Source organism: Paenibacillus sp. FSL W7-1279, assembly GCF_037969845.1.
In the GTDB taxonomy this organism is placed as follows: Bacteria; Bacillota; Bacilli; order Paenibacillales; family Paenibacillaceae; genus Paenibacillus_AQ.
Window position 1 is genome coordinate 4,684,928 of the sequence record NZ_CP150215.1, and the last position, 23,899, is coordinate 4,708,826.

The 23,899-nt window shown below is 50.2% G+C and carries 25 protein-coding genes and 1 tRNA gene; 5 read left to right on the forward strand and 21 right to left on the reverse strand.

The annotated features are described in order from the left end of the window. Positions 1-4 precede the first annotated feature (4 nt). Complete coding sequence (locus tag MKY82_RS20815; RefSeq protein ID WP_194543442.1) at positions 5-643, reverse strand: response regulator transcription factor; 639 nt, start codon at positions 641-643, stop codon at positions 5-7. Then, the gene (locus MKY82_RS20820) at positions 640-1,986 is read right to left on the reverse strand and encodes an ATP-binding protein (RefSeq protein ID WP_339294281.1); all 1,347 of its coding nucleotides are present in this window, start codon (positions 1,984-1,986) and stop codon (positions 640-642) included. The genes MKY82_RS20815 and MKY82_RS20820 overlap by 4 nt, the downstream gene beginning before the upstream one ends. A 261-nt stretch (positions 1,987-2,247) precedes the next feature. Here MKY82_RS20820 and MKY82_RS20825 point away from each other — a divergent pair, with 261 nt between their 5' ends. Genes MKY82_RS20825 through MKY82_RS20835 form a run of 3 tightly spaced genes read left to right on the forward strand, consistent with a single transcriptional unit; the run spans position 2,248 to position 5,626 of the window. After that, positions 2,248-2,961, forward strand: a complete 714-nt coding sequence (locus MKY82_RS20825) for a polyphosphate polymerase domain-containing protein (protein ID WP_339218191.1) — start codon at positions 2,248-2,250, stop codon at positions 2,959-2,961. 4 nt (positions 2,962-2,965) lie between these two features. Further along, complete coding sequence (locus MKY82_RS20830) at positions 2,966-3,676, forward strand: DUF4956 domain-containing protein (protein WP_339218193.1); 711 nt, start codon at positions 2,966-2,968, stop codon at positions 3,674-3,676. An 18-nt stretch (positions 3,677-3,694) separates the two neighbouring features. Next, positions 3,695-5,626, forward strand: a complete 1,932-nt coding sequence (locus MKY82_RS20835; RefSeq protein WP_339294282.1) for a CotH kinase family protein — start codon at positions 3,695-3,697, stop codon at positions 5,624-5,626. An 85-nt stretch (positions 5,627-5,711) separates the two neighbouring features. Here the strand turns inward: MKY82_RS20835 and MKY82_RS20840 are convergent, their stop codons facing one another. The 9 genes from MKY82_RS20840 to MKY82_RS20880 all read right to left on the reverse strand — a co-directional run bounded on the left by MKY82_RS20840 (position 5,712) and on the right by MKY82_RS20880 (position 10,868). Continuing rightward, positions 5,712-6,035: a hypothetical protein gene (locus tag MKY82_RS20840; RefSeq protein ID WP_339218197.1), complete on the reverse strand. Its 324-nt coding sequence runs from the start codon at positions 6,033-6,035 to the stop codon at positions 5,712-5,714. A gap of 28 nt (positions 6,036-6,063) precedes the next feature. Beyond that, positions 6,064-6,678 (reverse strand): TVP38/TMEM64 family protein, encoded by a 615-nt coding sequence (locus MKY82_RS20845; RefSeq protein WP_194543447.1) that lies wholly within the window; start codon positions 6,676-6,678, stop codon positions 6,064-6,066. Positions 6,679-6,731: 53 nt separating this feature from the next. Beyond that, complete coding sequence (locus MKY82_RS20850; protein ID WP_339218199.1) at positions 6,732-7,202, reverse strand: DinB family protein; 471 nt, start codon at positions 7,200-7,202, stop codon at positions 6,732-6,734. After that, the gene (locus tag MKY82_RS20855) at positions 7,195-7,794 is read right to left on the reverse strand and encodes a DUF4269 domain-containing protein (RefSeq protein ID WP_194543449.1); all 600 of its coding nucleotides are present in this window, start codon (positions 7,792-7,794) and stop codon (positions 7,195-7,197) included. Before MKY82_RS20855 ends, MKY82_RS20850 begins: the two co-directional genes overlap by 8 nt. Positions 7,795-7,831: 37 nt before the next feature. Further along, a complete protein-coding gene (locus MKY82_RS20860; protein ID WP_339218202.1) occupies positions 7,832-8,638 on the reverse strand; it encodes a GNAT family N-acetyltransferase in 807 nt (268 codons plus the stop codon). Between the two features lie 97 nt (positions 8,639-8,735). Then, the gene (locus MKY82_RS20865) at positions 8,736-9,455 is read right to left on the reverse strand and encodes a DsbA family oxidoreductase (RefSeq protein WP_339294283.1); all 720 of its coding nucleotides are present in this window, start codon (positions 9,453-9,455) and stop codon (positions 8,736-8,738) included. A 136-nt stretch (positions 9,456-9,591) separates the two neighbouring features. Then, positions 9,592-10,170, reverse strand: a complete 579-nt coding sequence (locus MKY82_RS20870; RefSeq protein WP_194543452.1) for an AAA family ATPase — start codon at positions 10,168-10,170, stop codon at positions 9,592-9,594. Positions 10,171-10,404: 234 nt separating this feature from the next. Then, the gene (locus MKY82_RS20875; protein ID WP_071220257.1) at positions 10,405-10,665 is read right to left on the reverse strand and encodes a YqkE family protein; all 261 of its coding nucleotides are present in this window, start codon (positions 10,663-10,665) and stop codon (positions 10,405-10,407) included. Between the two features lie 130 nt (positions 10,666-10,795). Next, a tRNA-His gene (locus MKY82_RS20880) sits at positions 10,796-10,868 on the reverse strand. Positions 10,869-11,064: 196 nt separating this feature from the next. On the opposite strand from MKY82_RS20880, the gene MKY82_RS20885 reads away from it, so the two are divergent. Next, entirely contained in the window at positions 11,065-11,916 is an 852-nt protein-coding gene (locus MKY82_RS20885) for an alpha/beta fold hydrolase (protein WP_194543453.1), read from the forward strand. Between the two features lie 75 nt (positions 11,917-11,991). Here the strand turns inward: MKY82_RS20885 and MKY82_RS20890 are convergent, their stop codons facing one another. From MKY82_RS20890 to MKY82_RS20925, 8 genes are all read right to left on the reverse strand, one after another. Continuing rightward, a complete protein-coding gene (locus MKY82_RS20890; protein ID WP_339218208.1) occupies positions 11,992-12,507 on the reverse strand; it encodes a GNAT family N-acetyltransferase in 516 nt (171 codons plus the stop codon). 2 nt (positions 12,508-12,509) lie between these two features. After that, a complete protein-coding gene (locus MKY82_RS20895; protein WP_127592381.1) occupies positions 12,510-12,965 on the reverse strand; it encodes a RidA family protein in 456 nt (151 codons plus the stop codon). 132 nt (positions 12,966-13,097) lie between these two features. Then, positions 13,098-14,702 carry an S-layer homology domain-containing protein gene (locus MKY82_RS20900; RefSeq protein ID WP_339218210.1) on the reverse strand — a complete coding sequence of 535 codons (1,605 nt, stop codon included), beginning with the start codon at positions 14,700-14,702 and terminating at the stop codon, positions 13,098-13,100. Between the two features lie 105 nt (positions 14,703-14,807). Continuing rightward, positions 14,808-16,760: a type I pullulanase gene (gene pulA / locus MKY82_RS20905; protein WP_339294284.1), complete on the reverse strand. Its 1,953-nt coding sequence runs from the start codon at positions 16,758-16,760 to the stop codon at positions 14,808-14,810. 12 nt (positions 16,761-16,772) lie between these two features. Then, on the reverse strand, positions 16,773-18,077 hold the full coding sequence (locus MKY82_RS20910; RefSeq protein ID WP_339294285.1) for a DUF4129 domain-containing protein: 1,305 nt from the start codon (positions 18,075-18,077) through the stop codon (positions 16,773-16,775). Continuing rightward, positions 18,074-19,180 carry a DUF58 domain-containing protein gene (locus tag MKY82_RS20915; RefSeq protein ID WP_194543458.1) on the reverse strand — a complete coding sequence of 369 codons (1,107 nt, stop codon included), beginning with the start codon at positions 19,178-19,180 and terminating at the stop codon, positions 18,074-18,076. Before MKY82_RS20915 ends, MKY82_RS20910 begins: the two co-directional genes overlap by 4 nt. A gap of 13 nt (positions 19,181-19,193) precedes the next feature. Then, positions 19,194-20,174, reverse strand: a complete 981-nt coding sequence (locus MKY82_RS20920; protein WP_194543459.1) for a MoxR family ATPase — start codon at positions 20,172-20,174, stop codon at positions 19,194-19,196. A 188-nt stretch (positions 20,175-20,362) separates the two neighbouring features. Then, on the reverse strand, positions 20,363-20,752 hold the full coding sequence (locus MKY82_RS20925) for an antibiotic biosynthesis monooxygenase (protein ID WP_339294286.1): 390 nt from the start codon (positions 20,750-20,752) through the stop codon (positions 20,363-20,365). 153 nt (positions 20,753-20,905) lie between these two features. Here MKY82_RS20925 and MKY82_RS20930 point away from each other — a divergent pair, with 153 nt between their 5' ends. Continuing rightward, positions 20,906-21,205 carry a hypothetical protein gene (locus MKY82_RS20930; RefSeq protein WP_194543461.1) on the forward strand — a complete coding sequence of 100 codons (300 nt, stop codon included), beginning with the start codon at positions 20,906-20,908 and terminating at the stop codon, positions 21,203-21,205. Between the two features lie 161 nt (positions 21,206-21,366). Here the strand turns inward: MKY82_RS20930 and MKY82_RS20935 are convergent, their stop codons facing one another. Together MKY82_RS20935 and MKY82_RS20940 are read right to left on the reverse strand one after the other, a co-directional pair. Further along, positions 21,367-22,299, reverse strand: coding sequence for an NAD(P)/FAD-dependent oxidoreductase (locus MKY82_RS20935; protein WP_339218216.1), 933 nt, complete (start codon positions 22,297-22,299; stop codon positions 21,367-21,369). Between the two features lie 168 nt (positions 22,300-22,467). Further along, a complete protein-coding gene (locus MKY82_RS20940) occupies positions 22,468-23,697 on the reverse strand; it encodes a chromate transporter (protein ID WP_220684665.1) in 1,230 nt (409 codons plus the stop codon). Between the last annotated feature and the right edge of the window lie 202 nt (positions 23,698-23,899).

The window sequence follows — 23,899 nt, forward strand, 5'->3', positions numbered from 1 at the left end:
GGTGCTAGTTGTCGTTCTCTTTTACAATCCCTTTCCGGCGGACCTTCTCCACGGCTTCCTTGCTGCTTCTTACCCCGAGCTTTTTTAATATTTTATTGATCTGGTTCTTGAGCGTGCTCTCGGTTTTGAACAGTTTCTGCTCCATCTGGGAATGGGTGTACCCTTCATCCAACAGATCAAAAACCTCACGCTCCGCAGGCGTTAAGCCGCGAAGCTGCTCTTCGCGCTTGAGGCGGGCAAATTCCTTGAGCAGCACCTCCATCGATCCCGAATGAAGCACGGCGCTTCGGATCGCTGCCGGAAGCTCCTTAAACCTCGGCTTCTCAATATAATTGACGGCTCCAGCCGTAAAGGATTGCATGATCACCAGCTCGTCACCCAGCGAGGTCAGCATGATGACCTTGGCCTGCGGTTTACGCTCAAGAATTTCGGCGGCCGTGTATATCCCGTCAAGTCGACCTGCAGTGAGCTGAATATCCATAAGCACGATGTCAAAGGAGAGGATATGCGCCATCGCCATCGCTTGTTCGGGCGACTCGGCCGTGCCGACAACGATCATGTCTTCCTGCGCATTCAGAAAAACGGTCATCGATTTAACCCAATCCGGATCATCCTCTACCAAGAAGATTTGTATGCGGTTCAAGCTTCTTCCCTCCCGGATAAACGAATGATTTTACTGCGCGGAAAATATAACGAAATCTCCGTACCAACCGATTCGCGGCTCTCCAGACTAACGGAACCACCGCTTTTCTTCATCACGTTATAAACATACGACAAACCAAGCCCGAAGTTATCTTTCTTGTGGCCCTTGGTACTGTAAAAAGGTTCAAACACAAGCTCCTGCTGCGCGCTTGGAATGCCGGTCCCGTTATCTTTAACGGTAATCGCCGCCCCTTTGCGGCCAGCCGTTACCGTTATCGTAATCAGCCCTCCCTCAGGCATCGCCTCCACGCTGTTGCGAATGAGATTGCTGATCGTTTCCTTCAAATGGACGGCATCCGCGAACAGCCACGGTCGCTGCCTGCAGATTACGTTCATTTCGACCTCATGCCTGCGCAGCAGATCCTGTTCGCGGAGCTGCAGTTCAGCAAGCAGCTGATCCATGCGGACTGGCTGTTCCACCAGCTTAAACGCCTTCATCTGCTGCTGCATGCGTCCCGCCATGGCAAGCAGATGCTCCGATGAATTCGCTATGACCTCAAGCTGTTCGATGGCAACGCCGTTGTCTTGTGGCAGCAGCCGCTTTACGTTTTCCGCGCTCATCGCAATCTTCCCGATCTCGTTCTTAATGCTATGATTCAGCATCGATGTCCCCGAGCTGACCGCCTGCATCGTGCGATCCAGCGGATCGCGCTCAAACTTCAGGCGTACACCCAGGACGCCGTACACAAAGGTACAGATGACGGCAACGCCCAGCGAATACAGAATGAACAGGGACACGTACCGGAATGAATCATAACCGGGCGAGATCAGATTTCCCACATTAATCAGCAGCATCACGCCGAGCAAGGTAGGCACCATAATCCAGGTGGTGATCCACATGCCTTTGCGTTTTTGCGGATTCATCTCATGCGACAACGCGCGAATAAGCAAGGCGCATGCGGCCACATAATACGGAACCGTCCACACGAATAACCAGCCATAATGAATTCGGTAAGCTTCCGTCAAAAGCACCTGGGCCAGCATCGCGAGCACCGGCAGAAACAAGCCTATTTTGAAATCGCGCATTCTCTTATGATTCTCGGGCTTGCGGGTATACACCATGCAAAATATTAACACGCCGTACGGTGTCAACGTATGGTTGAGATATTGAATCCACGGCTCGTACCGCGCCGCGATAAAACCCGCAGGCACAAGCAAATCTGTCAAGCCGCCGATTCCTGCGCTCCACAGAAAAAAAGCCGCCCAGCGGTTCACCTCGCTCCGAGGCTGATTGAACAGCAGCACAGCCGCCGCGCTCCAAAGCGCTACAACATAATAGATCATGACGCATCGTCCATTCTCTTCGCGAATATAGTATCATCCTACCACAATTGTTACAGCAGCGGGACCTCTTAGCTAGCCTCCACGAACAATTCGGATCCATTGAATCATGAATTTTGTCCTGCTTCGATCCTTCGATTTTTACATAGCGAAAACATTCAGTTTACATTCAGCCGCAATTAAGAAAGATATCAGGAACGATTGATAGGATAAATTTCGTAAGCAATCAAGCACACGAATGCTAGAGAGAAACGAGGTGGAATCATGACAACCCAATTGAAATACCGGAACGAGCTTAAATTTTTTGTGAATGTTCACCAGTACCGAATCATCCGTCAACGATTAAAAAATCTGGTGACCTACGATCAGCATGCAGGCCCCGGCGGGGAATATCACATTCGAAGCTTGTACTTTGACGATATCAACAACAAAGCCTTATACGAGAAGCTGGCTGGGGTTCGGGACCGGGTGAAATACCGCATCCGTATCTACAACGTAACCGACAACACCATTCATTTTGAGAAAAAAATCAAATTCCGGGATTACATTGCCAAGCTGAAGGAGCCGCTCACAAGGGAGATGGCCGATCAGATCATGGCCGGTCAATACGAATGCCTCTATCAGCCGGACAAGCCATTGATGATGGAGCTGTATCACGAGATGAAGCATAAGCTGCTGCGCCCCAAGGTCATTGTCGATTATGTCCGCGAGCCGTATGTGTGCGCCAACGGAAATGTCCGAATTACGTTTGACAAGGAGCTTCGAACCGGCCTGCACTCCACGGATCTGTTCAATCGGAATCTGCTGCCCATCCGGGCGATCGATGAGAATCTGATTATACTCGAGGTCAAATATGACGAATACATCCCGGATTACATCAAAATCGCGCTGCAGCTGGAAGGACTAGGCCGTCAATCGGCCTCCAAATACGTGATGTGCCGTAAATTTCTGAAATATAACACATGGGAGGATCAATAAATTCATGAACACCACATCGACTTCAAGCAATACGAGCACCACCAATTTTTCGGATATCGTCAAAAAATCCGTGATGGAAAACTTCGTATCCGATATCAGTTTCGCTAAAATTCTGATTACGCTGGCCGTTGCCTTTGTGATCGGGTTATTCATTTATCTGCTCTATAAAAGAGTCTTCAGCGGCGTGCTGTATTCCAAAAGCTTTAACGTGTCTCTGATCGGGATGACCATGATCACGGCCGTTGTCATCATAGCCATTAACTCCAATCTCGTGCTCTCGCTCGGTATGGTCGGCGCACTCTCCATCGTCCGTTTCCGTACGCCCATCAAGGACCCAACCGATCTGATTTTCCTGTTCTGGGCCGCGGTTGCCGGGATCGTAACCGGGGCCGGGTTCTACACGCTGGCTGCCATCGGCTCCATCGTAGTCGGTCTGATCCTGTTCTTCTTCATTAAAAAAGCAACGGTGGATACGCCTTATCTGCTCGTGATTCATTGCGAGAATGAACAGAGCGAGCAAGCCGTAAAAGAACAAATGGGTCAAGCCGTGAAGCGTTATAATCTGAAGCAAAAAACCGTGACCCCAGGCAGCATTGAGCTGACACTGGAAGTAAGGCTGCGCGACGCCGAAGGCCAGTTCGTGAACAAGCTGTCCCAGCTGCCAGGTGTTCATAACGCGGTTCTGATCAGTTACAGTGGCGACTATGTATCCTAAGTCAGGCGGTGGCCAGAGATGATAAAAAAAAGAATGACGGTCCAACTGTTCCTCGTGATGGCCATAGTCCTCCTAATGTCAGGCTGCCAATGGACACCCACGGCTGCCGGGACGGTAAGCAGCACGAAGAGCGATGCTCAGCAGGAGCAAATGGATTCGACGGTTTTTCCGAAAGATAAGGTTGTTGATGTAAAACTCACGATGGACGAAGCAGATTTTCAGGATATGCTGAACAACGCCAGCGCTGAAGAATATAAAGAAGCATCCGTCAATTACAACGGCATGCAATTTGATCATGTCGGCATTCGCACCAAAGGCAATTTAAGCCTGCGCAGCGTGGTCAATTCGGACTCCGACCGCTACAGCTTCAAAATATCCTTTGACGAATACCTTAATCAAACCTTGAATGGGATCAGTAAAATTAATCTGAACAACAACTACAGCGACGCCTCGTATATGCGGGAATTCCTGACCTACGAGCTGGCAGAATCCGTAGGATTGCCGACGCCCGGCTTCTCCTATGTCAATGTATATGTAAACGATGAATTATGGGGGTTCTACCTCGCGATCGAACAGATTGGCGATTCCTATCTGGAGCGTCATTTCGATAACTCCTACGGCGCGTTGTACAAGGCTGAGATGACCGGGGCAGGCAGCGATCTGACGTGGCTTGGCAATGATCCCGATTCCTACACCGGGCTTGTCATGAAATCCAAATCATCCAATGACGATATATTGTTCGACATGCTGGATGAGCTTAATAACGGCACCGATTATGAGAAGGTGCTGGATGTCGATAATGTGCTCAAGTACGTTGCCTTGAACGTGGTTGCCTCCAATATGGACAGTTATCTGGGATCGAACAAACAGAACTATTATTTATATGAGAACAACGGCATTTTCTCCGTCCTGCCCTGGGATTATAATATGGCATTCGGGGGACTTGGGGGCTCCAGCATCCTCATTGACGAGCCAACCCAGGGAGCTTTGGCGGAAAGGCCCCTGATTGCCAAGCTGCTCGCGATTGACGAATATAAGGAACGCTATCACGCCATCCTCTCGGAGATGCTGGAGGGCTACATGCAGCAGGAAACATTCAATGAGCGAGTTGCGCAATTGCAAGACTTAATTTCCGAGCACGTAAAGCAAGACCCAAGACCTTTCTATTCCTATGAGGTGTACGAGCAATCCATCCCGACGCTCACCTCATACGTTCAAGAATCAATGGATTCCATCCAGCAACAGCTGGATGGAACGCTCCCCTCCGCTGGCGATGGAAGCGGTAGCGGAGGCGGTATGGGTCCCGGCGGTGGTCGTGGCATGCGACCTGGCGGCGAGACGAATGGAGCCGGATCGTTTCCCCCTAACGATGCCCCTGCCGGAGGCATCTCTGGCGGGAACAGGCCTGCCAACAACGACAGTGCTGCTCCTGATTCTTCTGACGATGCTTCGGGAAGCAGCGCCGACGTTAACTCCGGCAAAGCTGAGGGAGATCGTGACACCGCGCTTGAAGGGGACGAACCTTCCTTGTCCGTCGTATCGTCTGTCGGATCGAGCACAAGCAGTTCCAACGAAAAAACAACGGTTGATGCTGCTCCAGCCGTAACTACGGAACCATCACCAAATGCAGCGGAGCTCCCTGAAGATCAAACCCAATCGTCGGAGCAGCCCCCTTCCGATGACAATCAACCAACCATGCCTCAGACTCCCGGCCAGAGTGGGCAAAGCCAGATGCAGGATTTCCCTCAGGGGCAGATGGGGAACGGATTTGGCGGCGAGTTTGGCGGTCAAATGCAGGGAGGCCGGGGAATGGGCAGGCCGGGCGATAGGTCAAACGGGGCTGCCGAGGAACAAGGAAGTGCCAAGGAAGCCTTGTACGCCGGCGTATCAATCGTCCTTCTGCTTCTCTCATGTCTCCTCGTAACATTGTATAAACGAAAAAGACTGTAATTATCAAACAAGGGCAGTTCCAAAGGTCGATACACCTTTGGAACTGCCCCTTTATATCCGAACGTTTTAACCTATGACCAATGGATTAACCTATTTCAATGAACCACGTGATCATTATGGGCGCTCCGATAAGGACCATGCCCAGCGCCATGACAATCCTTGTCGTATTTCTAGACAGCTTGTGCTGGGTCGCGGCTGAACGATACCAGCCGCTGAACTGCAGGCGATTCCGGTAGAGTACAAGAAACCACAATACATTCCCTGCGAACAGGAACAGCCAATATAGTCCATTCCAGGGTATCCAGCTCTTCAGCATTTGATGTTCTATGTTGCCCAGAACCATGACAAAGATCATCATAATGATCATCATTCGAATCATTTCCAGAATCGATGAGGCCAATTTGGTCATAACGCTTGCTCCTTTTCAATCATGCTATTCAACTGGACTCAAGCTCTGCTTGTTGATCGTGTACCGATTGTTTTCTTATAAAGTATGAATCCAGCTTCCGGCTGACCCATAAGGACAGTACGATAAAGGCAAGGACTCCGAACAATTTAAAAGGTTCCGCAATAAAATCGGACAGGTTGGCACCGATGTAAGAGACACAGAACACCATAATGCCCTTGCCCAAGGTGACAGCCATCAGATAGGACATCAGGTTCATTCTGGCCAGCCCGGCGGCCACATTGACCGCGACAAACGGCCCAACGGGAAGTATGCCAAGCAGGAAAACGTAACTGAAACCGTTGCGCTGAATCCAGCGCATACCACGCTGAACTTTAGGCTTTTTTGCCCAGCGTTCGATCAGGGGTGTACCGGATATTTTGCGCACGATGAGAAAGGTCGTTAAACATCCTGCCACCATACCGATCCAGGAGTAAAGAAACCCTGCCCAAAGCCCATACACCGCCGCATTCACACCCACGATCACGATCGTGGGCATCGGTGGAATGAAGGACTTTAGGAACGTCAGAAGGATGCCCGGCAGCGGGCCTAATGCTCTAAATTGGTCCAATAACCACTCCAGGTTGCTCTCTGTAAAGTAAGACATGATGTCCAAGTAGCCAATCAATGACTTCACCCATTTCTGCTAAGTATTGCCGACTAGCCGACTTGAAGCACCTGATTCAGCTGAGCCAGATGGTGGTTGTCGTGCCAGATGAAATCCCGCATAAATTGCGCCACCTCAAAAAGGTGCCCGTCCGCGTCCGTGTACCGCAACTCATATGCCGTTTCAGGCAAGGCTTCGATCGCCCGGATCAGTTTCTCCCTAGCGCTTATCGTCTGATCCACCAGCGTTTCCGTTGATAACGTCGTGGCATATTGCCTCGACTCTTCATTGAAAGTGTCATAATCTATATGACGGACAGTCAAAACATCCCCTGTGGAAATTTTGGAAATGGCTTCATTGTAAAAATACTCATCCCACCGCATGATATGGCACACCACATCACGTACGGTCCATTTCCCCTCTGCCATCGGGGTGTTCCAGAATCCCTCTTCCTGTACCGCGAACCCTCTCACTTTGCCGATCCACGCGGAATACTCATTCAGCAGCTGCTGTTTGTCACTCATATCCATTCTCCTTGTCCATATAAGATTTAATATAGGCGTCAAGTCGATCCTCCGGCCAATGATATATCTGGAGCAGCTCCTCATAAGGATCGCCCGTGATACGCAACAGCTTCGCAAAGGCAGGCTCCGTCTTATAACCCGACCTCTTCAGCTCGATAATCCCTTGTCTTGCAGTTTCACCGAGCCGCTTCAAAAGCTTGTATTCGACAATCATATGACGGTAACCATTCTGACTCGTTGAAGGTAATGGCTGTGCAAAAACCTCGAATTCCCATCCTTTGTACCGAAATCGCGCTACCGATCGATCCACGTTGTTGACGGTACGGGATGAGCACGTGAAATTCGCAACATCTTCGCTATAACGCGTCTTGAGCTCTCGTTCAAAGCAGGCAAAATCCGTCACATGGCATATGATATCGAGATCGCTTGATTCGATGTCAATCCCGATAGGAATCGTGCCCACCAATATCGGGTTATAGGGTTTCAGATGATCCCATAGTCTAAGCTCGTCTATAACCATGGCTGCTTGCTTCTGTTTATCGGAGCCCAGACGTAAGTATTCCAAGTTAAGAAAATCCATGTTTTCTTGCATGGCTGCTCCACCTGCCTTACTCCTCTGAACTTACAGGTCAGCGTTCGGTCCACGTCGTCCGAACATAGCCCAGCTTCATGCCGACCGATTCCATGTTGCGATGGCTCTGTGATAAGAAGGCACATTGCCCGACAACCAGACTGCAACCTTCAAGCTTCGCGTCCCGTATTCTCCTGCGAAGCAGCTCCAACTGCAAGCCTTGTCTGCGGTACTCCGGGAGTGTCGCCGCAAATGTTAGTGACGCTGTCGATTGATTTACGTACATAACGCCAGCTGCGGCCGGCTCATCTTCTACATAAGCCATATAGAATTTCCATCCCGGCCGTGAATACAATACACGGTTATTCGAGGCTACAGATGGAATTCCTTGATCAGGCAATCCTGTTCCACGGCAATGAACTTTAGCATAATCCTCAAATTCATCTTTGTCTATTGCTCTGATCACAATTCCATTACCTTGCACCCCCTCCAGCTCCTGCGGGTTCATATACATGGAATTATGAAAAGCAGATTGATAGAATCCGCGTTCGGCAAGCGCAGCCAGGAATTCCTGATTTACCAAGCCGGGCACGATTTCGAACTGGAATTTGCGCTCCCTCGATTGATAAAAGTCGATGATTTCGTCCACGTTATTCAGATCCTCTGAACGCAGTCCTTTCACCGTGTTAAAAGAAAGCCAAGGCATCGTCTTGCTGTACAAGCACAGCGCATGGCCGAAGCGTTTCATTTCGACCCCTTCGGGATTTCCGGTCCGACCTTCGATTGCTTTCATTCGATCCAACATATAATCGTTTTCTGAATCTTGAATTCGTTGGATAAGTTCCTCAGATGGAAGATGCCGCATATTGCCTCCTATGTATTATAACTAGTGATTCTAACTGGATAAATAGAGCCCGAAGATCGCTTGTTGATGCTTCGGGCTCTTACTTGCTGTGTATGTTTTATTTCGCGCTGCCCGGCAGATCGCAAGATCCGTCGGCGCACATGCCGTCGCTGCTGTCGGAATCATTCACCATCACTAGCGGATTCGCTTCACGATAAGCCTTATCCAAAGCGTCCGTGAACACTTCCAGTGACTGCGCACCGGACACGGCGTATTTGCCTCCCAGCACGAAGAACGGCACTCCCCGAATTCCCAAATTTGCTGCAGCTGCTTCGTCTGCCCTTACTTCGGACTGGAAATCGTCACTCTCGAGCGCGGCCGCAGCCAAATCGCGGTCCAGGCCGACTTGAGCCGCCAGATCGGCCAATCGATTCTTATCGCCAAGATTCTCGCCGTCTGTAAAGTGTGCACGGAACAACCGCTCCGTCATTTCTTTCATTTTACCATGCCCGGATGCAAAATGAACCAGGCGGTGAGCATCAAATGAATTGGCCGGGATGACGCGATCCATGTGATACGTAAGCCCGACGCTTGCCGCTTGCTGGGTCACGTTGGCGTTCGCAGCCTTGGCCTGTTCGATACTCATGCCGTATTTGGATGCCAATATCTCGTCCATGGAAACCCCGGCTTGATACGATGCACCGGGATCAAGCTCAAAGCTGCGGTAAACCACTTCAACTTGATCTTTATTAGGGAATTGCTCCAAAGCCGATTCGAAACGGCGTTTACCAATATAACAGAACGGACACATAAAATCCGACCATATTTCCACTTTCATTCTTTTCGCCTCCTAGCGAGCATTAATACTAACTTACTTATTGTAACCCGCTTTCAGCATGACATCAACACCTCACATGAATATGGAAAGGTCTTGCAAGAATGCTCAGGATACCGAGTACAAATACGCCGGTTATCTAAGCGGGGTTGTTCTCCTCTAATCTGGCAAGAACCCAATCCGTCACAACCTTGAAGCCTTGATTTCCCTTCAGGGAACTATTGATCACCAGATCCGCATGCCAGCGGGTAGGCTCAACATATTCATCGTGCCTGTATCTTACAAGCTGCAAATATTCCTGAAGCACACTTTCCTCGCTATGCCCCTTTTCTATAAACCACCGGTTTCTGCGAAGCATTCTTTCATCCGCGGGGCAATCTACGAACAGCTTCAAATGAAGCGAGTTCCGAAGGGATTCGAATTGATACAATAGAAATCCTTCAATGACAATTATGTCGTATTTGCCATTATGGACGGCGTGATCATAATCCGCGGTCAGACGCTCGATATCGACGGCATCCGGATGGTTAAAATCCTCAAACATTTGATTGGTGAAGGGCGCTTTGGCCAAGGGTCTAATGGACTTATAATATTTATCCATATGGAAGATCGCCACCCGGTACTCGCTTAACCTCTCCTTGAGCTTAAGACTTAGCGTTGTCTTGCCGCTCCCCGAACCTCCGCCAATCCCGATCATTAAAGTCTGCCTATGCTCCATATCCTTTCATCTTCCTCCATATGTATGTCCAAGGTATAGGTTCCATTATTATACAACCGATCCAAGTAAGTTGAAAGATCCTCGTTACAAGAAAACATCTCCCGGTCCCGGTGTACGATCACAGAAGACAGACCGTTTTTAAAGGAAGTTTTTCTTCCGATATCAGGAAGGCTCACGCTTCGACGTTTACTGTCTGATATCAAAAATAAAAAACAGACAGCATAACGCTGCCTGTCACTTATATTTTTTCCAATCCATTTCGCTATGTTCCAGTAAATATTCAAAATCATTGTCGCGCCGCTTCTGTTCTGCCTTGCGAACAGCTTCCCGTTCCTGCCTTTCCTTCTCAAGCCGCTCGGCTTCATTGGCTTTCAAGGATTCGGTTGTTGCCTTCAACTTCGCCAGAACTTGAGGGTCCAGCATATCCTTTAACGTCGCGGGTTTATCGGCAGCCTCGGTTCGCGGCAAAGGGGACTTTTGTTTCTTTTTTGCCATGTTCATTCACCTCGATTTCCACATTATTATATCATCTTATGAAGGACCTGGCATCTATATCTGCTTGGTTATAACCACGAAAAAAGAGAGCCTCTCGGCTCTCCTTCTCCTTATGTATACTTACTTTGAGGGCGATCGATGGGACTTGAACCCACGAATGCCGGAGCCACAATCCGGTGCGTTAACCCCTTCGCCACGACCGCCATGATATTGGGCATTTCATATGCCCGAGATAATAATTTATCAGATATTTAGCTATTTGGCAAATTGTAATTTCTTACATCCCATTCTTGATTTCAACGGAAAGAACATACTATACTTACTTGATTCCAACTATCAGATAATAGCGCCCTTATTCGATACAACATGATGATATAAGGCACGGGAGGAAGCACAGCGATGATCTATCATATTGACTATGTCTCGGAGGGATTGCATATCAAGGGGTATCTTGGTCTGCCGCCGCAACTGCCCCGTTCGGTCGCCCATGAGATGTCCAAAGCGTTCAACGCAATTCACGGCGTTACAATAACCGGCACGCTGGCATGCTCCTTAAACTTGGATCCTGTTTCACACGAACCACCTAAGCCAGTGACTGAGCCTAAGCTTCCTTTGGTCCTGTATTGCCGCGGCGGCATTGGACGGGTTGGCGCTGTAAGGTTGAAGTGGGTTGAAGAATTCGCTGCGCAAGGATATGCCGTGTTTGCTCCGGCCTATCGCGGAAATGAAGGCAGCGAGGGCAGGGATGAATTCGGCGGTGCCGATACGATGGATGTGATCTCCGCAATTGAATGGCTATCGAGCATTTCCTGGATAGATAACCGTCGTATTCATCTGTTGGGCTTTTCCCGCGGTGCGATCAATGCTGCCGTGGCAGCCGCTCTGTCACCACATGTATCCAAAATGATTCTCTGGAGCGGCGTCTCCGATCTGGCACAAACCTACGAAGAACGGATAGATCTGCGCAGAATGATGAAACGCGTCATTGGCGGAACGCCTGCCAAAGTACCTGAGCAGTATCTTCTTCGATCGCCGATCCATTATGCAGACCGTATCCGATGTCCCGTCCTGCTTGTCCATGGGACGCGGGACGAGCAAGTCCTGGTGGAGCATAGTTACCGGATGCTGGACAAGCTTCAAGAACAGGGGCACCAGCCGGAAGCGCATCTGTACGAAGGGCTTGGACATCATTTCCCGCCACCGCAGCATGCAGCGTCGATCAACCGAATGTTCGACTGGTTGAAGAAATAAGAAGAAGTTGAGGAGCGCTCCTCAACTTCTTCTTGTCTCTCTCCAAGCACATGATTTGTTTGGCATTTCTTCCTCCTAGTTGTGCCCAGCAGCCGTCTCAATCCAGTATTTACACGTCCCGTTCGTAATGGAACTTAACTCACCGTGATTCGATTCAATGATGCAGCGGGAAGCCAGATTGGATTCATCGCAGGTCAGAAGGACCCGGCTTATGTTCTTCTCATTGGCCTTCTTGACCAATTCCGCCAACAGCCGCTTGCCATATCCTTTCCTACGCTCCGACGGCCGGATGACATACCCGATATGTCCCCCTAGCTCTTGCAGATTGTCATTCAAGCGATGTCTCAGCTTACCATATCCTATGGGCTTGTCGTTATCGTATAACCAATATATCGTCTGGGGAACATACTGCTCCGGCAGATCGATGCCTCTCGCCATTTCGTAATTGCGCTGCACCTTGGAAGCGAACTCTTCCATGCTCCCGCTTTTTAGACCATTAACGAATCCGTTCCCGCCCTGGCCGATTTCCTGGACCATGAACAGCAGACTTTCATCCTCCAGCACCTGCAGCTCCCTTAATACGAGTCCCATGCCTATTCCTCCACTTGAAAGATCGAATCTACAATGACGGGCAGCTGATCCCGTAAGGATACGGCTCCGAATACGGATCTGGCGTGAATTCCTTGATCCCCGAACACCTCAAGCATCAAGTCCGAGAATCCATTCAACACCTTATGATGCTCCTCATAGTCGGTTGTTGCGTTAACGAAGCCTTGCACCTTGACCACGCGCTTCACTTTATCAAGTGATCCCAGCCCTTCCCTTAATACGGCCAGAACTTCAATCCCGGTCAGACGGGCATATTCATACCCCTGCTCTGTTGTGTAATGCTCTCCGAGCTTCCCTCTCGGCTGTCCTGAGGGACCCTTGCCTGAAACATACATCAACCCGTTAACGATGACATAGTTGGCATACTTGGCTGCTGGCGAGCCTGCTTTAGGCAGGCTGATACCCAGCTGCTCCAGACGTTCCTCGGCATGAACGGTCATGTGATCACTCCTACAGGAAAAATATTCTATCTAAATTTCAACTATTGTATCACGGAATGGCCCATTTACAAGTAAAAAAAGACCAACCACACGCATCGAGGCTGGTCTTGAATTCAACAACATGTCTGATGTTTAGATCCGGAACGAATAAGATGCATAACGCTCCGCGTTATGAATGGCCTGCCATACGTCCGTCGTCTCGGCGCCCGGATACCAGTAGGCATAACCGGCAATCTGATATTTGGCGGCCATGAGATGTTTCATCGATAAAGAACGGGATTCCTCGGTCCATATGCGATGCGGAATGCCGCCGCTGTTATAAGCTGCTTCATACTGCGCCACGCTCTTATTCCATGTGAATGAAGCTTTGTTCAGGCGTATGCGATGTCCCTGCTCAGCCAATGTAATGTCTTGCGAGGACACCGAGGAAGCGATCTTCCAATCCCTCGTGTACAGCGGATACGCGATGATGCTCTTCTTCGCCGGAACTTGGGTCAGCAGCTTGCTCAGTCCAGATTCGCTCCAAGGGAGCGAGGAAACGGAGCCCGCTTTGGGTGAACCGCCCCAGTGCTGGTCATAACTCATGAGTACCATATAGTCCACTTGTGTGCCAAGAGCTGCGTAATCGAATGCAGCCGTCCAATCCGTATTCAGATCAGGTGAAACATCGATGGATAGCTTGGCTCCGAGCCGCCTCATCTCTATGGATAATTGCGTGATAAAGGCCGTCAGATTCTGGCGATCCTGCGGCATGACGTTCTCAAAATCAATATTGATCCCGTCCAATCGATACCGGGATACATTCGCTGCAATACGGTCAACGACAGACTTCCGGGACTGAGCGCTGCTCAGTACTTGGTGAGTTCCTTCCGCATTCCCGCGGTTTCCCACCATAGCCCACACCTGCCGACTGTTGTTGTGAGCCCAATTCAACAGCTCCTTGTCGGTATGGTCCGTCACCTTGCCGTTTGCCTCCATGTAGTACCAGCGCGGTACCAGAACATTCAAGCCGGCCCGTTTGGCATAGGTGATGTATTGCTGGGTCGTACCATTATACAACCAGCCCATATGAACATTTGCAGGAGTTTGAAGGTTAATCTGGGTCAGCACATTTCCTGACTGCAAGACCCGGTCCAGCAGCATTGCCGTCTCTTCCCGGGTGATTGCGTCCTGGGGTCTGAACTGTCCCTTGCTTCCCTGCAGCCAGCCTGTATCCGTCGCTTTACCCACCGCATTCCAAGCCCATTCCGCGATGGAAGCAGAATCCGTATAGTAGTTGGTCGTATTTCCGTTATAGTATCCATTTTCTTTCATAGCACGAATCACCATCACGGCAGCCTCTTGCCTTGTTATGGAAGCATTCGGGTAGAACCGGTAACCATTCCCCTCAACAATGGATAAATTAAGTCCCGCGTGAACCCAGCCATAATACCATGCGGATTTGGAAACATCCCGAAACGCGGACAAATCGTTTGGAACAGGCTCCAGCTTGAGCATTCTGGCAATCATGGCAATGAATTCGGCCCGGGTAACCGGATTTCGCGGCAAAAAAGCTCCTGTGCCATCCCCGCTTACGATACCTCTCTTGGCCAGACGCTGGATCGCGTCTTTGGCAAAGCTTGCCGAGATATCGTGAAAACCGGTCGGACTAGGAGCTTGAGCCGCGGATGCCTGTAGATGGCCAAAAAGCGATGAAAATGACAGCAGCAAACAAAGTGACAGGAAATATTTTTTCAAAGGGACGCCTCGATTCTATTCTATCATCTGATACCATCAGCATATCAGATGATCATAGAATCAGGCATTATTCATTTCTTGGTAATATTCGCTGCCGGTATAGATTTAACAGGATAAGATAACCGCACCGATCCCTTCTACAACAAGGGAATCCCGGGTTAAACGCGTAATATGCTCTTCGCCAAGCAGAATCTTCCATTCGCCCAGCTCAGGCAAAGCAAGGGAGGACTCTTTCCGTCCGGCATAATAGAGCACATAGATATGTTTCTCTGGATCGCCGCCCGCATGATCACGAAGCGTGAAAGCGACAGCATGCTCAGGACATGGTTCAAACCGAAGATGCTTACGAATCGACGCGGCATCCCTCAATCTGAATGCCGGATGATTCTTCCGGAGCTGAACGAGCCGTTGAATGTATTTCACTCCATCCTGGTGCTCCGATGCCATACCCCAGTCCAGCCGATTCACTTCATCACTAGCGTTATAACTGTTCTCCACTCCGTTCTTGGAGCGGTAATACTCTTGGCCGGCGTGCAGGAAAGGGATTCCTTGACTGGTTAGGATCATGGCCGATGACAGCCGGTGCATATCGCGACGTGTCGCATCATTTTCCACTTTGGTCGACAGCATAATTTTGTCCCATAGGGTATGGTTATCATGACATTCCACGTAATTTACGCACTGATCCGGTTCAGTAGCAAACGCCTTAATATCTTTGGAATACGGAATGCCGCCCACGATGCCTTGCTTCACTTTATGAAGTATTCCACTGCCGCCGCTCACAAAGCCCTTATATTCAAAATGAAAAATATCTCCTTTAACGGCATCGCGGAATCCGTCGTTAAAGTGAGCGATACGCGGCATCACGGCTGCTTGCTGCTGATTCGCTCGCTTCTTCTCTTCCAGCTCGGTATTCATGACCCAGCCTTCGCCGATCGTGATGATCGACGGATCAATCTCGTCCAGGCGCGTCCGGATTTCATTCATCGTCTCCACATCCAGCAATCCCATCAGGTCAAAACGGAAACCGTCAACCCGGTACTCCTCCACCCAATGCAGAACGGATTCCACAATGAATTTCCGCATCATCGGACGCTCGGATGCCGTATCGTTACCGCACCCGGATCCGTTGGAAAATTTGCCGTCCTTCGTATAACGCAGGTAATATCCGGGGACCAGCTTCGTGAAATTGATTAGATACCCGTCATATACATGGTTATACACCACATCCATGATGACCCGTAGGCCTTGATCGTGGAATGTCTGAATCAACTCCTTCAATTCACGAATCCGAACCTCCGGCACATACGGATCCGTAGAATACGAGCCCTCGGGAGCATTGTAGTTCTTCGGGTCGTATCCCCAATTGTACTGCGGCTCATGAAGCCTGGTTTCATCTACGCTTTCCGTCGCAAAATCGTAGATCGGGAGCAGCTCTACATGCGTAGCCCCAAGCTCAACAATATGATCAAGCCCTGTACGAATCCCTCCGGGACCTCGGGTACCTGTCTCCGCCAGACCTTTAAACTTGGCTTTATGTTTCACTCCGCTGCCTTGATGAATGGTGTAATCACGAACATGCAGCTCATAGATCACGGCATCTAGAGGACTATGAAGCGGCGGTTTGTCTTCTGTCCAGTGCTTAGGATCGGTCGAGGCCATGTCCAAGATGTAAGCACGATCCCCGTTGACGCCTACGGCGCCAGCATAAGGGTCGACAGCTTCGTTCCATTGATCCCCGATAAGGACCTGGTAGGTGTAGAACATGCCTTGAAGATTCTCTCCTACTTTCAGCAGCCAAGTTCCCTTCACATCACGCGTCATCGCGAAACGCCGGGCTTCTGCTGCCTGCCAATCCGGATACAGCAGGACGTATGCCTCGCTAGCCGTCGGTGCCCACAGTCGAAACGTGGACTCTTCAGGTTGGTAGGTTAAACCTAGATCCGTTCCATCATAATAAAATAGCTTGTCAAATTCCTTATCAAAGACGGAGACTCCCCCGGTGACCGCGGGATCTCCGTAGTGAATAACAGCGTTGCTTTCTTTTTGTACCGACAAGATGTTCACTCCTCATGTATGCTTCCTATCCAATTGTATCCGTTCAACTTCTTCCTCCGTAATGGTACGGGTACCATATCGGGCTTCCTCGTAAAGCTCAATCAAGGATTGTGGAATACGATCCTTCCTTCCATTCCATTCCTTAAGATCGCTTTCGGTTTCCCGCGGCGTTAGCGATGCTTTCCAATTATAGCCTTCCCTGATACTTCGGGAAAGTATCATCCGATACATTCGGCGAATTTTCTCGTTCAAATGCTCCGATCCTTCTCCCGCCCGAAACTTTCCGCCGATACGAATACCGGACAACATCCGTTTTAGTCGTTTGGATGCGGGGTCATGTTCAATATTCTCCACTTCATCCTCATAACCTAACGAGGGCTGAACGTTCTGTCTGTTCATCATCCTGTTCATCCATGCAGAGAATCTTCTATATAGTTTAGGCAGGACTTTGCCAAACCTGAACAGAACATACATCATCCCGATCCCTATAACGGTGAACACGCCATAGATCAGCACTTGCTCCAATACTTTCATCCATGGGCTCGGCGGCTTGGTTTCTTCATCAAGAAACGACATTTCGGGAGGAGGCTCCGACGACGAAGGCGGTTCCGGAGTCTGCTCCGCACCGGAGCTGAACCATCCGGAGTTCCATGCAGCGATCCCTCTCGCCATATCAGAGACCCATTGCTGCAGCTGCGGCAAGAAGGCGACCACCGCAACCAGAAGCAGCAATACGAGGATAAACCAGCGATTGTAACGCAGAACCCGACGTTCCAACACGGGCTGATCATTGCCTGGCAGTGTTTCATCCAACACCAACTGCCGATTGACAAGCAACAGGGTTAATCCTAACGCCGCTGCCCCCATCCAGGTCAGAGAGGATATACCACCCTGGAATGAATCCATAAAACTTAATATAAAACTGCTGACCCCGAACAAAATCAATCCTATTAAGAAATACGTCCCCGGAAACATCAGATTCCAGCTTGCCTGCTCCATTCGGCTGCCGCGATAACTGGCAATAAATATAAGGGGGATGAAATAAGCAAGGGTGATATCTACGCCTACAAAGGCGATGGCTGCCGTAATGGAAACCAGGCACGCCCATAAGGTTGCCTTAAACTGTCGATCCAGCTTGAACCATCGCGCACCTGTGTAGCCAAGTAAGTACCCGCCTAATACTAGGGCAGGCCATACCCATCGGTGCGATTCAGGCAGCAGATAGAACGCCGGAATAAAGAGTACCGGAAAATAGAGCACGCATTCCACGAATCCCTGCAAGAACGTTTTTATAAATCCAGTGTCTCGAGAGGTCATGCAGACACCTCCTTCGCAGGAGACGGCGCTTCACCGAGAGGAAATACCTGAATCGTGTGCCCATGGTCCCGAAAACGCTGAAACATCTCTTCCAGCCTGGGACTGACGTAAGTGCTTAAAATGAGGATATCTCTAGCCTCTTCATGCCGGGACAGTTCAGAGGCCAGATAATCATGAAAAGAAGCCTTTCGGGTCAGCTCCAGTCTCGCCAGCATTTCAAATATCAGATGCTGCTGTGTCATGCCGCCTGCAACCGGGACGAATGCTTCATCGGTTGAATCCTCGCCAAGCGTTCCGTTTGTTCCCATTCCGATCTCCATGCCCTGCGATAATAAATGAGCTGTAATGCCCGCTGCCAGTCGGATGCCATACTCGATCGGCTCGGGCCGCGTCGCTTTGCTCCACATCTGCTCATGATCCTCTATATTCAGATAGATCAAGAGTCGGCTGTCCGCTGTGGTATCCCGCCTGTGGACCTGCAAGATGCCCGTCCGTGCGGTCGCTTTCCATTGAATATCCTTCAGCGGATCGCCGTCCCGATATTCGCGTACGCCTGATATCAGGAAAGGATCCTCCAAGATCCATCTTCGCACCAGCATTTCGCCCATCCAGGTCTGGACCGGGAGGGCCATGTCCGACACATCCATCGGCATCGGGTACACGATAATGCCACCGGACAACGTCTTGCTCTGGACAATCGACTCCATTCCGACCAGATCCCCCGTCGTCATCGATACCGTACCCAGCTTGTACAGACCTCTGCGCTTAGCGGTAATCCGATGTCTGCGAAGGATCTTGGTCCATGGCAGAAGACTGAAGAAGCTCTTGTGGTTCTGATTGAATTGCCCCTCACTGATATCCAGGTTCAATTGATTATCAAATGCCAGCCCCGAGCGGAATTGGGATTCTACTCTTAACCAGGGCACAGGCAGCGCTTTGCGGTTCTCAATGATTTCGATCAATTCCACGGAATCTCCCTCATAGCAGGTCGAAACCTTGAAGGAACGGCTGTAGTTCAGCTTTTTGAGTGCCGTCCGTTTGAAAATCTTGCCCTGCACAACGATGACCACAGCGGCGATTAACAATATCCAATAGGCTCCCATCGCCATCCGCCCCCTACGACGAAATGCCTTCTTCTGTCGGTACGGGAACCTGCTGCAGCAGCCGTTCGATCACTTCTTCCGCCGCGGCCGCACCGCCGCGGCTGTGAAGCGTCCCTCGAAGCTTCAGCCGATGCGCCCATGTCGGCACAGCCAATTCCTTCACATCATCAGGGGTAACAAACTCCCTGCCCTTCAGGACGGCTTGTACTTGCACCGCCTTCAATAAGGCTTGGCAGCCCCTTGGGCTTACGCCCGAGGCAACCGCCTCATCCCGTCTTGAATGCTCGGAAAGCGCAACGATATAGGATAACATCACATCACTGACATGTACTTTGCTGACGATATGTCTGGCTTGTACGATCCGCTCAGACGTTGCAATCGCCATTAGGGACTCCAAGGGTTGATCATCTTTAAATCGCTTCAGAATATTCACGCTTTCCTCTGAGGTAGGGTATCCCATATTCAGTTTGAACAGAAAGCGGTCCAGCTGTGCCTCCGGCAGCGGAAACGTTCCTTGCTGTTCCAGCGGATTTTGCGTCGCGATCACCAAAAACGGCTCTTTCAGCTGATGGGTTACACCGTCAATGCTGATCTGGCGTTCCTCCATGCACTCCAATAAACTGGACTGCGTACGTGGTGTCGCCCGGTTGATTTCATCGGCTAGAAGGATATTCGTGAACAGAGGACCCGGACGGAATTCAAACGTCGCGGATTGTTGATTATAGAAGTAGATGCCGCTCAGATCCGACGGCAGCAAATCCGGCGTGAACTGTACTCTCTTAAACGTGCAATCAATCGACTTCGAGATGGATTTGGCCAGCAATGTCTTGCCTGTACCCGGCACATCCTCCAACAGAACATGACCAGAAGTGACCATAGCAATGAATAGTCTGTCAATCAGCTGCTCTTTACCTACCATAACTTTGGAAACGTTTGCTCGAATGTCGTCGGCAAGACGGCGAACGCCATGATAATCTATAGTAATTGTAACCACTCCTTATGTAGTTTAACTTTACAACAAAGTTCGTCATCACAACCCATAATTCCTGTTACTCGGGGCAAAATAAGAGCGATTGCCGGATATTCGGCTCCCCCGTCCTTTCAAATGCGGCAAGAAGCTGTCCAAGGACAGCTTCCGAAAGTGCACCCTATGGACGGATCATCCGATATTTAAAAATCTGATTATTCTGCCGTCCTTTCTTCCTGTGAAGAAGTCGAACCCGTCCTGCTTTCTGGAATCAATAGTTTGGTCAGCTCCGCTTCAGCCTGCTCGCGACGATCGATCCGGATATCGATATAATGCTTAACCTCAGGCGGCCGGGCATAAAACGGCTCCAGGGACGCATTCCACAGCTTATAGTCCGGATGCCCGCGGAAGCCGATCAGATGATCCTTAATGCCGCTCCAGCGGACAAGGAATATATATTCATCCCGGTTCTCCACGCACTTGTTAAGCTCATGGCTTACGTATCCCTTTTTCGATAACAGAACGCCGGAAGTTTCCCGAAAGGCACTTTCAAACTCGCTTGCCAGCCCCGGTTTGATATAAAGTATCGCTGATTCTAGTATCATATCGTATCCCCCTCTTCGATATCCATCCGATCAACGGTAAAATGTAACGCTTGTATATAGCAGCGTCATCCTAGGAAAACAAACAAGTAGGTGCAGTCAAGTATATGCTGATATAATGAGAAGCATGAATACACTTATAAGGATGAGACAAACATGGCATTCGGCATCTCGAGACAGGAATTGCAGCAATGGAAGCAGAAGGTTGCACAAGGAGACATCGCTTTTTTGACCCATTATTGGTTCGACAAACGGTTTCCGGAGTTTAATACCGTAACCAAAGTAGGATGCTCGAACATCCAGCGCCTGGAAGACTGGTGTGTATCCAACGGACTTAATCCGGAATATATCCATTACCGTCTGCCTTACCCGCATTTTGATCTGATCGGTCCCAAGCAAACCGAATTACTGCAAAAGTATAACCTCGAAGATCATATCACCCGCTTCGGTCTGTAAACGCGGATCGGTTTATTTTCTCAGAAGACAACAAAACCCGCCTTGATCCACGGCCATTCTCACTACTTGCCGTAATTGAACAGGCGGGTTTTTTAATATTACTGCATCGACTGGTTCGTACCGAGATTTTCGGATTGTTCTGATCTATTTCTATAACATCCTCATGTAACGGCTCCGCTAGTCATCTTCTTCAGAGTCTTGTTAATCCAGATCGCAGCCATTGCGCCTTCCCCCATCGCCACGGTGGTTAATTCGGAATGGACGCCCAGGTCACCCGCGGCCCAAAGTGACTCGACACTCGTCATTTTGGACCTTGGATCGGTCTTGACATGACGGTTGTGCTCCAGCTCTGCCCCCAACTGCTCGGCCAATTCGGAATGGATCATATTCCCGCCAAAAGATAGGAACCCCCGTTCCGCAGGCACGATGCTCCCATCCTCCAACACAACGGCCGATAGGATGCCGCCTTCCTCATGAATTTCCGACACCTTTTTCTCTATATACGGAATCCCGAGCTCCGCCAATTGGGACATATGCTCGGAAGAAGCCGGCTCCCCCTCATGATTGATGTAGATGATATCCTGGGTTCGCTCCGATAGCAGCACAGCCATACTGGCACCGGGATCACCTGATCCCATTACGACGGTCTTGCGATCCTGAATTTCATAACCATCGCAATCAGGACATACAAAGACGGATGTGCCCAGCGTGGGCATCAGGCCTGGCAGCTGGGGAAAACGGTCCATCACGCCTGTTGCGAGCAGCAAGGTTTTGGCCCTGTAATGAACCCCATCTTTACCAGTTAACACAAAATACTCCGATTCATCCCGTTCCGCCTTCCGGATATCATCGGCTGCAAACGTAACGCCGACAGATTCCGCCTGCAGGCGCCCCCGCCCCCTGAGCTCTTCACCAGAGACCCCATCTGGCCATCCAAGGATATTGCGGTAACTCTTGCAGATGGTGGACCGCCCCGTTCCCCGGTCGATCACCAGGACATCATAGGCAGAATACCGCCCCAGCTGTATAGCCGCCTGCAGACCTGCAATTCCGCCGCCAATGATAATGCAATCCTTCACTTCGGTATCCAACATGTAGGTTTATCCACTCATTTCTATATCGAATTAAGCGCAAGAACTCTTTGCTTCAAGATATACTTCAAGAAGAGAGGTACACCCTAAATATTTAACCAATCTGCCGTGATTTACTCCTGAAAAATCAAATAGACCCCGGCACACAGCGCCGAGGTCCAAACCAATGAATTACAGGAGAAGCTGTCCGGCTAATGCACCGGCAATCACAACAAGCCACGGAGGGCTCTTCCAGAACATCAGCATCCCGAACAGCCCCGCGCCGATCACAAATTCAAGCGGACTGTGGATGGAGGATGTCCATATGGGATGGTATAGAGCAGCCAGCAGAATCCCGACCACTGCCGCATTCATGCCCGTCAGCAAGCCTTGCAGCTTAGGGTTTCTGCGGATGCTGTTCCAGAAAGGCATGGCCCCTACGATAAGCAGAAATCCAGGCAAAAAGATAGCCAGTGTAGCCACGATACCTCCAGGAATCCCCTGAATCAAGACCCCGAGGTAAGCGGCAAAAGTAAATAACGGACCGGGTACTGCCTGTGTTGCTCCGTAACCCGTCAGGAAATCCTCTTTAGACATCCACCCGTTCAGCACCGTCTCATTCTCCAGCAGCGGGAGAACGACGTGCCCTCCGCCGAATACTAGCGATCCGGCTCGGTAGAAGCTGTCCACCATGGCTACCCAACCGTTATCGGTCAACCCTTTAAGGAGCGGCAGACCCACTAATAACACAACAAACAGGCCCAAGCAAAAGAGTCCGGCTCTCCGTCCGATCGGCATCTTTATCTCGGGTGCTGCTTCTTCGTTCGCTTGACGCTTGAACAACCACAGTCCCGATAAGCCGGCAAGAGCGATGACCGTCACTTGAGAAATGGGACTCTGCCACAGCAGAACGACTGCCATGGCTATTAACGCTATAGCCGCCCTTACAGGGCCTGAGGCCAGCTTTCCTGCCATACCCAGAACCGCCTGCGCCACGATGGCCACTGCGACAATTTTCAGCCCTTGAATCCAGCCTGCCGAGCCGGGATCGAAGGTTTGCATCAAATAGGCGAAGATCATAAGCATGAGCACGGACGGTAATGTGAAGCCAAGCCAGGCGACGATGCCGCCCCAGATGCCCGCTCGCATCATCCCAACTCCAATACCCACCTGGCTGCTGGCGGGTCCGGGAAGAAATTGGGCCAGGGCCACCAGATCCGCATAGCTTTTTTCGTCCAACCATTGCTTGCGGCGCACATAAGTCTGGTGGAAGTATCCAAGATGTGCGATCGGTCCGCCAAACGATGTGAGCCCCAGCTGCAGAGCGGTCCACCAGGTTTCGCCGAGGGCTCGCCACCTGCCAGAGGGCTGCCTATTGCCAACTTGAGCTTGAACTTGTTCTTTGTCTGTCTCCGGATTCAATATTCATCGCTCCCCATATGCTTGGTGTCTTGTAATAGAAATCGTAAACCCGTTAACCGTTAAGTATACAGGTCATCTTTATCAAATTTCAGAGTATACCAAACTCTCATGATCAATCTACCCATTTATGTAAACGCTATGTAAAATCTAAAGAATTTTGAGTGATATCGTGTGAAATTCCGCTATATGTACTAAAAAAAGA